Here is an 11,917-nt window from a genome sequence, read left to right on the forward strand (position 1 = left end):
CTGCGCATGACTGATTCCCCCCTGACCCTCCTCGCCCCCGCACGCGCGGTGGCCCCGACAGGACCCCCGGTCACGGTGGTCGTGGTCACCCGGGGAGTCACCCGTTACCTGGGCGAGACCCTCGCCTCACTCGCCGCGCAGACCCGCGTCCCCGCCCATGTCGTCGTGGTGGATGCGCTGCGCCGGTCCAGCGCCGTGCCCGACGACGACGTCGCTCGGCTCGCCGCCCGCACGCTCGCCCCCCTGGGCACGCATCTGCGCGTCGTGGCAGCACCGGGTGCCCGCACGTTCGGGCACGCGGTCCGCAGCGCGCTGGAACAGCTCGCCACCGGCGCGGTCGACCATGACGGCCCGACCGGCTGGCTCTGGCTCCTGCACGACGACTCGGCCCCCGAGCCGGCCGCACTCGACGAGCTCGTCCGCGCGGTCGAGCACTCGCCGTCGGTGGCCGTCGCCGGCGTCAAGCAGCGCAGCTGGACCGACCCGGCGCTGCTGCTCGAGCTCGGTGTGACCACGTCCCGGCTCGGCCGGCGGATGACGGGCATCGAGATCGGCGAGGTCGACCAGGGTCAGCACGACGGCCGGGACGACGTGTTCGGCGTCGGGCTGGCCGGTGCGCTCGTGCGCCGCGAGGTCTGGGACGCCCTGGGTGGCACCGACCCCCGGCTCGGGCCGTTCGGCGACGGGCTCGACCTGTCCCGACGGGCGCGGCTGGCCGGGCACCGGGTCATCGTCGTCCCCTCGGCGGCCGTGCGGCACGCCCAGGCCTCGTACAACGGCCTGCGTGAGGCCGACGTCGGGCCCGACGGCGACCCGCTGCCCGACGGCGACCCGTCGGCCGACAGCGCCGCGCCGGCTGACGTCCGCCCGGCGGACACCCGTCCGGCGGACACCCGTCCGGCGGACACCCGCCCGGCTGACACCCGCCCCGCTGCGGCGCACGCCGAACCCGACCCGCGCCGCTCTTTCGGTGCCCGACGCCGGGCGTACGTGCATGCGCGCCTCGCCGCCGCGCCTGTGCTGCTGCTGCCGTTCCTCGGGATCGGCTACCTGCTCGCCGGCGCGTTCCGCGCGGTCGTCCGGCTGCTCACCAAGGACCCCGTCCTGGCGCTGGCAGAGATCGCCGCACCCGTGGCCGCGCTGCTCCACCCCGGCCGGATGGCCCGCGCCCGCGGCATCACCCGCCGGGCCGAGGTCGCTACCCGCCGGTCGTTGCGGCCCTTGCAGAACACCTGGCGCGACGTCGCGCGCGAGCAGCGCGACGGTCACCTCGCGCGGGTCGAGCTCCGGCGGGTGGGCTGGGCCCCGAGCGAGCTCGAGCTCTCCGAGCTGGCCGCGCTCGCGAGCAAGCGCCGGTTCGGGCTCGCCGCGCTCGGCGTCGTGCTCATCGGGCTCACCGCAGCGGTGCTCGGCGGGCTGGTCGGGGGAGTCCTCGGGGGCGGATCGCTCGTCGGCGGCGCACTGCTGCCGGCGCAGGAGTCGCTCGGCGAGCTGTGGCGCGCGGCGACGTCGGGGTGGGTCGCCGACGGGCTCGGCACCTCCGGACCGGCCGACGCGTTCCTCGTGGCGCTTCTGCCGTTCACGGCGCTGACCGGCGCGACCGCCGTCGGTGCGGTGGACCTGCTCTTCCTCGGTGGCCTCGTGCTCGCCGGGCTCGGCGCCTGGTTCGCGGCCGGTGCCGCGACGCGATCCGTGGGGGTGCGGCTCTGGGCGGCGATCGTGTGGGTGGCCGCGCCCAGCCTCACGCTCGCGCTCGACGGCGGCCGGGTGGGCGCCGTCGTCGCGCACCTGGCACTGCCGTGGGTCGCGCTCGGGATCGCTCGGGCGCTCGGCGTCCAGCGTCAGGACGTCGTGCTCTCGGGCCTGGTCGGCGCTCGCCGCGTGGGCGAGGAGGCCGACGGTGCGCCGGGTGCCTCCGCGCCGCCGATCGCGCGCGGCGCGCATGCCGGACGGTCGACCCGCGTGGCCTCGGCCTCCCTCGACGCGCTGCCCACCGCATCACCGGGGTCACTGACCGCGCGCGTCCCGTCGTCGTCGCGCACGGCGCAGGGCGAGGCGGACGCCGTCGCACGGACGACCTCGCTCATCGCGCCCGCCACGGGATCCATCGGGGCCGCCGCGGCCGCGGGACTCGCGTTCGCCCTCGCGGTCGCCGGTGCGCCCGTGCTGCTGCCGTTCGGCCTGCTCGCGCTGCTCGCTGTCGCCGCGATGGCGCCGCGCCGCCGCGGCCGACTCGCGCTGGTGGCGCTGCCCGCGCTCGCCGTTGCGGGTCCGTCGATCGCGCAGGTGGTGACCCGGGCCGGGAACGGCGGCTGGCGGCTCCTGCTCGCCGATCCCGGCGTGCCCGTGCCCTCGAGCGCAGCACCTGTGTGGCAGCAGCTCCTCTCCTGGCCGGTGTCGCCGCCGACCGCCGTCCTCGACCGGCTGCCCGAGCCGGTCGCCGGGATCGCCCCGTTCGTGCTGGGCGGGGTCGTGGCGCTGCTCGCGGTGCTCGCCCTCGTGCGCGGTGCGACCGTCGCCCGTGGCGTCCGCGCCGGCTGGCTCGTGGCCGCGTGCGGACTCACCGCCGCGATCGCCTCGGGCCGGGTCGAGACCGCGGCCGGGGTCGACGTCGTGGTGCGCGGATGGACCGGGCCCGGCGTCTCGCTGGTCCTGCTCGGGCTGCTGACCGCCGCCGTGCTCGGGACCGGCGGGCTGAACGACCGGATGGCCGGGTACGCGTTCGGCTGGCGGCAGATCGGTGCTGTGGTCCTCACGACGGTCGCGGTCCTCGCCCCCGTCGTCCCGCTCGCGGAGTGGACCGTGCGTGCGCGGACGGCCGACGTCGGCGCCCCCGGCGCGTTCCAGGTGGTGTCCCGGGACGGGTTCGTCGTGCCCGCCGTCGGGCAGCAGTCCCAGACCTCGCCCGACCGCTCGCGCGTCCTCGCCCTGGCCGCGGATCCTGCCGGCGGCGTCGCCCACCAGCTGCTGCGCGGCGACGGTCCCCAGCTGACCGAGACCGCGACCGCCGTCGACGCCCGCGCCCTGTCCGGCGCACCGGGCAGCCCGGTCCTCGCCCCGGCCGACCCGGCCGACGAGATTCTTGCCGACCTGGTCGCCCGGCTGAGCGCCGCCGCCGCCGGGAACGTCTCCGCCGAGCTCGGCGACCTCGGGGTCGCCGCCGTGCTGGTCCCGCCCGCGCTGAGCGCCGACGTCGAGGCCGCGCGCTCCGTGCTCGTCGGCCGCCTGGACGCGACGGCCGGTCTCGAGCGCATCACCGAGAACTCGACCGGCGTGATCTGGCGCGTCGTGGTCTCCACCGGCGACCCCGCCGCCGCCGCCGGCGCGGCCTGGGCGCGTGTGGTCGAACCCGCCCTCGACGGCGTTGCCGCGACGGCGCTCGAGGCGCTCCCGCTCGCCGTCGACACGCGCCTCGCCGCGGGCGACACCGGCCGGCAGATCGTGCTCGCCGAGCGCGCCGATCCGGGCTGGCACGCGTGGCTCGACGGCCGCCCGCTGCGGTCGGTGACCGCGGACTGGCGCCAGACCTTCGCCCTCGGGGCCGACGGCGGCCGTCTCACCGTGGGCTACTCCGCTCCGGACCGCACCCCGTGGCTCGTGCTGCAAGGTGCCGTCCTGCTGTTCACCGTGGTCGTCGCGGTGCCCGGCCGACGCCGCCGGGGAGGAACCCGATGACCACGCCTCCGACTGAGCCGACACCAGCCGAGCCGACACCAGCTGGGTCGACACCGGCTGAGTCGACCCCGCTCCCGGCGCCCCCTGCCGAGAGCCGTCCCGCCCGCGGACCGTGGCGCGGCCGGATCGCCCGGATCGCGGGGGCCGTCGGGGTGCTGACCCTGACCGCCGCGGTCGCCGCCGCCGGCTATGCCGCCCCCGTCCCGGCCGACGTCGTCGTCGCGCCGCGCAGCGTCGCCGTACCGCCGTCCCCGCGCGTGCTCACCTGCGCCGGCCCGCTCGTGCTGCCCGACGGCGCCGGCACCGGCGACTCGGCGTTCGATCGCGTCCCGGTGCCCGTGCGCACCGACGTCCGCGTGCTGACGGTGCCGGGCGCGGGAGCGCGCGCTGCATCGGCGGGCACGCTCACGCCGCTCGCCGGCGGGGAAGCGATCACGACGCTCGACCCGGTGGGCTCCGGGGCGGCGGCCGGACGCGCGACCGGCGTGACCGGAGCCACGTTGCTCTACGCCGCACCCCTCGATGAGTCCGCACCGCTGATCGGCGGCGCCACGGCCTCCGTCACGACCGCCGGTGATCTCCGCGGCCTGTCCGCCGCCTCGTGCCAGGCGCCCTCGGCGGACCAGTGGCTCGTGGGGGGCAGCACCGAGATCGGGAACACCTCCCAGCTGATCGTGACGAACCCGGGGGCGACCGCGGCGCAGGTGACCGTCGAGCTCTTCGGGCCCTCCGGTCGGGCCGGTCTCGGCGGATCCGGCAGCTTCCTCGTGGCGCCGGGCGCCGAGAAGGTCGTGGTGCTCGCGGGCGTGGCGGCGGAGCAGAGCCGGATCGCGGTGCACGTCTCGGCCGCGGGCGGACTCATCACGGCCCACGTGCAGGACAACCGGCTGGACGGCTTCACCCCGGCGGGCACCGACCTGGTCAGTGCCGGCACCGCGCCCGCCCGGCGACAGGTCGTCGGCGGGCTCGTGGTCCCCGAGTCGACGATCGACGGCCCCGACGTCGCCCAGCTGCGGCTGCTGGTGCCCGGCGATACCGGTGCGACCGCGACCCTCAGCCTGCTCGGCCCCGACGGACCGGTCGTCCTGCCGGGCGCCGAGACGATCAGCCTCGCGCCGGGGGAGGTCACCGATGTGTCCCTCGGAGGCCTGCCCGCCGGCGCCTACACCGCGGTGGTCGACGCGGACGAGCCGCTCGTGGCGGCCGTGATGATCACGCGCACCGGCCTGCCCGGCCAGCTCGACGACCTGCCGACCCTCGAGCGTGCCTGGGGTGCGGCGGCCGTCCCCGCGGCCGGTGGCGTCGTCGCGCTGCCCGCCGGTGTGTCCGGCACCGTCCTGCTGGCGGGCATCGGGCCCGACGACGGCGGCGAGGGCGGGGGATCGGCCACCGGGACGCTGCGCACCTTCGGCGACGACGGCGCACTGCTCGACGAGCGCGAGGTGAGCGTTCCCGCGGGAACGACGATGGCACTTCCCGTGACCTCCCTCGCGGGCGGCGTAGCGGTCGGAGGTCTTCAGCTGGTCCTTCCGGACACCACCTCGGCCACCGCGACCGGCGACGACGCGACGTCGGGCCCGGCAGTGCTGTCCTGGTCGATGCTGGGGTACGTCGCCGCGGCCGACGGCGAGCTGGTCTCGGTGCTCACCCCGGTGCCGGTCGCGACCGCCACGCCCTCGGTGGACGTGCGCGCGGCCCGGACGCTCGGCCTGCCCTGAGGGCCAGACCTGGTGGCCTGGCCCGGAGGTCGGGTGCGGCAGCGGCGGAGCTCAGCGCGCGGCGCGCAGCTCGATCCGCTCGCGGAGGCCGAGGCCGATCGTGATCGCGACCCGCACCGGCCATTCGAACCAGCGGTCGTACCGGTGATGGAGATAGTGCCGGGCGCTCGCGTGGTGCGCTGAGATCATCCGTGCGGGCTTGTCCCGCCAGGACGTCCCGCCGACGTGGACGGCCTCGGCGGCCGGGACGTAGAGGTTCTGCCAGCCGGCCGCGCCCAGGCGCTCACCGAGGTCGACGTCCTCGAAGAACATGAAGTAGGTGGCGTCGAACCCGCCGACCTGCTCGAACGCCTCGCGGCGCAGCAGCAGGCACGCGCCCGACAGCCAGCCGGCGTACCGCTCGGTCGACGTGGCCGACTCCTGGCGTGCCTGGTAGCTCCGCGTCCACGGGTTGTGCGGCCACAGGCGCGCGAACAGCGCGTGACCGACGCCCTGCGTGAGGGAGGGGAGCTCCCGGGCGGAGGGGTACACGGACCCGTCCGGGTTCAGGAGCGCCGGACCCAGGGCCCCGGCGCGCGGGTGACGCTCAGCCGCGGCGAGCAGCACGTCGAGCGCGCCGGGCTTCCAGACGATGTCGGGGTTCACCACGAGCAGCCACGGCTCGTCCCCGCCCATCGCGCCCAGGTTCGCGGCCCGGCCGTACCCGAGGTTCTCGCCCGCGCGCAGCACACGGCCGCCGTGGCGCGCGGCCACGGTCTCCGGGTACTGGCCGGCCGAGCCGTTGTCGACGAGGACGAGGTCGATCGGCAGGGCGGTCGCCGCGACGAGCGAGCGCGCAAGGTCGTCAAGCTCGGAGCCGGGGTTGTACGTCACGCAGATCACGCGGATCTGGCTGGGGCCTTCAGGGGTGGTCATCGCGGCTCAGATTACCGTCCGCACCTGTGTGCTCGGTGGCGGGTCAGTGCCCGTCGCGGTAGTCGGGGTCGACCTCGTCCGGGCTGCGGCCGAGCAGGTGCGCGACCTGCTCGACGACGACGTCGCGCACCAGGTCCTCGAGGTCGGCGGTGTCCATCGCGCGGGTCTCCACCGGGCGCCGGTAGACGACGATCCGGGCTGCGAGGCCGACGTCGGCGGGGAAGTAGCGCCCGAGCGGCACGCCGCCGTGCTCCCAGGGAGCGGGGTTCGACGGCGGCACGTCCTCGACCGCGAACTCGGTGCCGTCCAGCTGCTGCGACCACCGCTTCTCGAGGCGCGCCACGGCCTGCAGCACGAGATGGTCGAAGCGTTCCGCGCGGGTCCGATAGGCGGGGAGCCCGGCCGGAAGCAGGGGCCCGCGCGGACCGCGGCCGCGCCGGTCACGGCGCCGGACGGGGAGTACCGGCTCACGAGGCACGGGCAGCGGGCTCATGCCCCCGAGCCTAGTGCGCGGCCCTTCGAGCGGTCCGAGTCATTCGCCCATCGAACGGGCAAGGTGGGACCCGAAGCCGAGTAAGGTATTGGTGTGATATCCGTCCGGCAGTGTTCGCGCCCCGCCTGTACGCGTGGTGCCGTCGCCACGCTGACGTATGTCTACTCGGACTCCACCGCGGTGCTCGGCCCGTTGTCCCATCTCGCCGAACCTCACTCGTATGACCTGTGTGCGGATCATGCGGAGCGGCTGACCGCCCCCCGGGGGTGGGAGGTCGTGCGGCTGACTCCCGACTTCGTGGAGGTCGGACCGAGCCATGACGACTTGCTCGCGCTGGCGGATGCCGTGCGCGAGGCCGGACGGCCGCGTCATCGCGTCGCCGAACCGCTAGAGCTTGCCGAAGTCGGCCGGCGTGGGCATCTCCGCGTGCTGCGCGGGGATGGAAGCTGACAGGAGAGACCATGACCAGTCCCGCCACAGGGCGCTCCGGCGCGCCGATGCTCCCCACGACGTTCACGACCCCGGACGGCGCCGTCGCCGCGGCCCGGGCCGCACGGGCGACCGCCCAGGCCATCCCCACCCAACGTGCCCGCGGACGTCGCGCGCTGGCCGCCCCGCTCCCGCTGGGATCGATCGCCACGACGCAGTCGCGCACGCTCCCCGGCACGACGTCGTGCGGCGTGTGCGCGAGCACCGCCCTGACGCACCTCGAGATGACCCTGACCGACGGCACCCCCGTGGTCTTCGTGTCCTGCCACGCGTGCGAGCACAAGAGCTGGTTCGAGGTCGACGGCGACGGAACGGCCATGTCGCTCCAGGCTGTGCTCGGCAGCGCGACAAAGATCACCGCGAAGGCCTGACTGCCTGACCGGCGACCACGCTCCGGGTCGCTAAGGTGTTCTGCGTGCCAGTCGACAGCGTGACCCCGGACCTGACCGCGCTCATCAAGGCTTACGACGTGCGGGGTGTCGTCCCAGACCAGTTCAATCCCCGGATCGCCCGCGCGATCGGCGCCGCCTTCGCCGACGCCGTCGTCTTGGCTGACGTCGCGGCCGCCCACGTCGCCGCCGGCACGGAGGCAGCGCCCGACGCCGCCCGGCCCGTCGTCGTGATCGGCAACGACATGCGCGACTCCGGTCCCGAGCTCGTCGCCGCCTTCGCCGACGGCCTCGCCGCACGGGGGGTCGACGTCGTGCTCATCGGGTTGTGCTCGACCGACGGGCTCTACTACGCGGCCGGCGCGCTCGACGTGCCCGGCGCGATGTTCACCGCGAGCCACAACCCGGCCAAGTACAACGGCATCAAGCTGTGCCGGGCGGGTGCCCGCCCGGTCGGCCAGGACACCGGCCTCTCGGCCGTGCGCGAGCTCACCGGCTGGTACCTCGCCCACCAGATCCCCGAGGTCGACGGCGCGGCCCGCGGTGCGGTGACCGAGCGCGACCTGCTCGGTGACTACGCGGCCTTCCTGCGCTCGCTGGTCGACCTCAGCGGCATCCGCCCGCTCAAGGTCGTCGTGGACGCGGGCAACGGCATGGGTGGCCACACGGTCCCCGCCGTGCTCGGCACCGGTGGCGGGCTGCCCGCGCTCCCGCTCGAGATCGTCCCGCTGTACTTCGAGCTCGACGGCAACTTCCCGAACCACGAGGCCAACCCGCTCGACCCGAAGAACCTGGTCGACCTGCAGGCGGCCGTCGTCGAGCACGGCGCGGACCTCGGGATCGCGTTCGACGGCGATGCTGACCGCTGCTTCGTGATCGACGAGAACGGCGACCCGGTCACGCCGTCGGCGATCACCGCGCTCGTCGGGCTGCGCGAAGCCGCCCGCGAGCTCGCGGATGGTCGCACGCCGACCGTCATCTACAACCTCATCACCTCCAAGGTCGTCCCCGACCTGCTCACCCGCGCCGGGGCGACGGTCGTGCGCACCCGCGTGGGCCACTCGTTCATCAAGGCGGAGATGGCGCACTACGGCGCCGTGTTCGGCGGCGAGCACAGCGCGCACTACTACTTCCGTGACTTCTTCTTCGCGGACACGGGCATGCTCGCCGCGATGCACGTGCTTGCCGCCCTCGGTGGTCAGGCCGCGCCGCTGTCGGCGCTCGCCGACGCCTACCAGCCGTACTCGGCGTCGGGCGAGATCAACTCCCTCGTCGACGACGTCCCGGCCGCACGGGCTCGGGTCGTGACCGCGTACGTCACCGACCAGGGTGCCGGCCCGGTGACCGTCGACGAGCTCGACGGCCTGACGGTCAGCCACTGGGAGTCCCAGCCGCGCTGGTGGTTCAACCTGCGCGCCTCCAACACCGAGCCGCTGCTCCGGCTGAACGTCGAGGCCGCCGACGAGGACGTCATGGAGAAGGTCCGCGACGATGTGCTCGCGCTCGTGCGGGCCGGCGCTGGTGCTGGCGCGGGGAACAAGGAGTGACGATGCCGTCAGCCGCGACCCCGGTCCCGCCCCTGGAGCCTTGGCTCCGCGACATCCTGCGCTGCCCGGCGACCGGTGCGACGCTCGTCGACGGGATCGGACCGGACGGCCAGCCCGAGCTGGTCTCGACCGACCCGGACAACCCGCTCGCCTACCCGGTGCGTGACGGCATCCCCGTGCTGCTCGTGGACGACGCCCGACCGGTACGTCCCGGCGCCGTCGGGCACCCGGACCCGGCAGGGGCCTGATGTCCACCGGGGGGAGCAACCGCGCGATCATCGCCGCACTCGGGGCGAACATCGGCATCGCGATCACCAAGTTCATCGCCTTCCTGCTGACGAGCTCGAGCTCGATGCTCGCCGAGTCGGTGCACTCGCTGGCTGACTCCGGCAACCAGGCGCTGCTGCTCGTCGGTGGCAAGCGTTCGCGCCAGGCGCCCGACGTCGCGCACCCGTTCGGGTACGGGCGCGAGCGGTACCTGTACGCGTTCATCGTCTCGATCGTGCTGTTCAGCGTCGGTGGGCTGTTCGCCCTGTACGAGGCGTGGCACAAGTTTGCCGACCCGCACCCGATCGACGCCTGGGTGTGGGTCCCGTTCGTCGTGCTGATCGCGGCCATCGCGATGGAGAGCTACTCGTTCCGGACGGCCGTCCACGAGTCCAACCGGGTGCGTGGCAAGCAGTCGTGGGTGTCGTTCGTGCGCACCGCGAAGGCTCCGGAGCTGCCCGTGGTGCTGCTCGAGGACGCTGGCGCGCTCATCGGGCTCGTGCTCGCGCTCGGCGGCGTGGGGATGACCGTGGCGACCGGTGACGGGCGCTGGGACGCGGCTGGTACCGCGTGCATCGGCCTCCTGCTCGTCGTCATCGCGATCATCCTGTCGATCGAGACCCGGTCGCTGCTGCTGGGGGAGTCCGCGACCCCCGCCGACGTCGCCGCGGTCGCGGCCGCCCTGGTCGGTCCGGGTGTGGAGTCCGTGATCTACCTGCGCACCATGCACCTGGGCCCCGAGGAGCTGCTCGTCGCCGCGAAGATCGAGATCGGCGCCGGCGCGACCGCCGTCGGGATCGCCGCCGCGATCGACGACGCCGAGACCCGGGTCCGGGCCGCTGTGCCGATCGCCACCGTCATCTATCTCGAGCCGGACCTCCGCCGGTCCCTCGTGCCCGGATCCACCCAGGGAGTGCAGTCATGACCGAAGCCCGGATGAACGTCGAGAGCTTCAACCTCGACCACCGCACCGTCGTCGCCCCGTTCGTGCGGGTCGCGGACACCAAGACGTTGCCGCACGGTGACCTGCTCACCAAGTACGACGTGCGGTTCTGCCAGCCGAACGCCGACCGGCTGCCGATGCCGACGGTGCACTCGCTCGAGCACCTCATGGCCGAGCACATCCGCAACCACTCGGCCTCGGTCATCGACGTGTCCCCGATGGGCTGCCAGACGGGGTTCTACGTGCTGGTCTCCGGCGAGCACACGTACGACGAGTTCCTCGACCTGCTCGAGGCGACCCTGGTGGACGTGACGACCGCGACCGAGGTGCCCGCCGCCAACGAGGTCCAGTGCGGGTGGGCTGCCAGCCACACGCTGTCCGGCGCCCAGGCGGCCGCGCGTGTCTTCCTGGACGCCCGGGCCGGCTGGAGCCAGGTCACCGCATGATCGAGGTCGACGCCGTCGTCCTGACAGCCATGCGCGAGGAGATGGCCCCGTTCGAGGACCGGTCCGACACGCTCGGCCGGAGCAGCACGCTCGGGCAGGCGACGATCCGGCTCGCATCGTTCGGGCAGGCCCACGTGCTGCTGGTCACGAGCGGGATCGGCCTGGTGAACGCGGCGATCGCGACCGCCCTGGCCGTGACCCGGTCGCGGCCGGTGCGGGTGATCAGCGCCGGGTCCGCGGGCGGGCTGCACCCGACGATCCAGGTCGGCGACATCGTGGCCGGGTCGAACTACGTCTACGGCGGCGCGGATGCCCGGATGTTCGGGTACTCCCTCGGCCAGGTGCCCGGGATGCCCCCGCACTATGCGGGCGACGCCGATCTCCTTGCTGACGCGCAGGCACCTGCGGGTTCGAAGCTCCTGCGCGGCCCGGTCATCTCCGGCGACGCCTTCATCGACGGCACATCCGTCGACGCCGTGCGGGCGCGCTTTCCCGACGCGCTGGCCACCGACATGGAGTCGGCGGCCATCGCGCACACGTGCCACCTGTTCGGCGTGCCGTTCCTCGCGGTCCGAGCGATCTCGGACCTGTGCGGGCCCGAGGCCGGCTCGGAGTTCCACCTCGCGGTCGACGACGCCGCGGCGCGGTCCGCAGACGTCACCCTCGGCCTGATCGCGCGGACGGCCCGCGCCGCGCGCTGACCCAGGTCGAACTGCATGACGAGGGGCCCGGATCCACCAGGATCCGGGCCCCTCGTCGCGCTCTAGCCCGCATGGGGGTGGGGGTGGCGACGAGCGCGTCCCCACGGTGTCGTGTCAGGACGTCAGGACGAGGTGGCGTCGCGTCGGGTGGTGATGGCCTCACGTCAGGACGGTCGCGGCGCCGGGCAGGGGCGGCGTGGCGTCAGAACGGTGGTGGGGTGTCCCAGTCGAAGTCGCGGGTCAGGGGTGGTTCGTGTCCGGGTGGTGGGTCGGGTCGGTAGGGGTAGACGTGCCCGGTGGGGGTGGTCCACGTGTACGAACCCGGCACCTGGGG

General features: G+C 74.5%; 11 protein-coding genes. 9 read left to right on the plus strand and 2 right to left on the minus strand.

Features of this window, described 5'->3' with window-relative positions; genetic code table 11:
• Positions 1-6 precede the first annotated feature (6 nt).
• Positions 7-3,675 (plus strand): glycosyltransferase, encoded by a 3,669-nt coding sequence (locus EUA98_RS08900; RefSeq protein ID WP_130102324.1) that lies wholly within the window; start codon positions 7-9, stop codon positions 3,673-3,675.
• The gene (locus EUA98_RS08905) at positions 3,672-5,393 is read left to right on the plus strand and encodes a DUF5719 family protein (protein ID WP_130102325.1); all 1,722 of its coding nucleotides are present in this window, start codon (positions 3,672-3,674) and stop codon (positions 5,391-5,393) included. Before EUA98_RS08900 ends, EUA98_RS08905 begins: the two co-directional genes overlap by 4 nt.
• 51 nt (positions 5,394-5,444) lie before the next feature.
• Here EUA98_RS08905 and EUA98_RS08910 read toward each other — a convergent pair whose 3' ends face one another.
• Positions 5,445-6,308 (minus strand): glycosyltransferase family 2 protein, encoded by an 864-nt coding sequence (locus EUA98_RS08910; RefSeq protein ID WP_130102326.1) that lies wholly within the window; start codon positions 6,306-6,308, stop codon positions 5,445-5,447.
• A gap of 43 nt (positions 6,309-6,351) precedes the next feature.
• A complete protein-coding gene (locus EUA98_RS08915; RefSeq protein ID WP_130102327.1) occupies positions 6,352-6,801 on the minus strand; it encodes a metallopeptidase family protein in 450 nt (149 codons plus the stop codon).
• A gap of 93 nt (positions 6,802-6,894) precedes the next feature.
• Between EUA98_RS08915 and EUA98_RS08920 the strand changes: the two genes are divergently transcribed.
• From EUA98_RS08920 to mtnN, 7 genes are read left to right on the plus strand one after another with little or no spacing between them, the layout of a single operon-like run.
• Positions 6,895-7,251, plus strand: a complete 357-nt coding sequence (locus tag EUA98_RS08920) for a DUF3499 domain-containing protein (protein ID WP_130102328.1) — start codon at positions 6,895-6,897, stop codon at positions 7,249-7,251.
• Positions 7,252-7,262: 11 nt separating this feature from the next.
• A complete protein-coding gene (locus EUA98_RS08925; protein WP_130102329.1) occupies positions 7,263-7,661 on the plus strand; it encodes a hypothetical protein in 399 nt (132 codons plus the stop codon).
• Positions 7,662-7,705: 44 nt separating this feature from the next.
• Positions 7,706-9,226 carry a phosphomannomutase/phosphoglucomutase gene (locus tag EUA98_RS08930; protein ID WP_242511362.1) on the plus strand — a complete coding sequence of 507 codons (1,521 nt, stop codon included), beginning with the start codon at positions 7,706-7,708 and terminating at the stop codon, positions 9,224-9,226.
• A gap of 2 nt (positions 9,227-9,228) precedes the next feature.
• Positions 9,229-9,474, plus strand: a complete 246-nt coding sequence (locus EUA98_RS08935; RefSeq protein WP_130102330.1) for a Trm112 family protein — start codon at positions 9,229-9,231, stop codon at positions 9,472-9,474.
• Positions 9,474-10,418, plus strand: coding sequence for a cation diffusion facilitator family transporter (locus EUA98_RS08940; RefSeq protein ID WP_130102331.1), 945 nt, complete (start codon positions 9,474-9,476; stop codon positions 10,416-10,418). Before EUA98_RS08935 ends, EUA98_RS08940 begins: the two co-directional genes overlap by 1 nt.
• Positions 10,415-10,882 (plus strand): S-ribosylhomocysteine lyase, encoded by a 468-nt coding sequence (locus tag EUA98_RS08945; RefSeq protein ID WP_130102332.1) that lies wholly within the window; start codon positions 10,415-10,417, stop codon positions 10,880-10,882. The genes EUA98_RS08940 and EUA98_RS08945 overlap by 4 nt, the downstream gene beginning before the upstream one ends.
• A complete protein-coding gene (gene mtnN, locus EUA98_RS08950) occupies positions 10,879-11,583 on the plus strand; it encodes a 5'-methylthioadenosine/S-adenosylhomocysteine nucleosidase (protein ID WP_130102333.1) in 705 nt (234 codons plus the stop codon). The genes EUA98_RS08945 and mtnN overlap by 4 nt, the downstream gene beginning before the upstream one ends.
• The last annotated feature ends 334 nt before the right edge of the window (positions 11,584-11,917 follow it).

It is taken from the genome of Pengzhenrongella frigida, from assembly GCF_004168625.1.
Classification (GTDB): Bacteria; Actinomycetota; Actinomycetes; order Actinomycetales; family Cellulomonadaceae; genus Pengzhenrongella; species Pengzhenrongella frigida.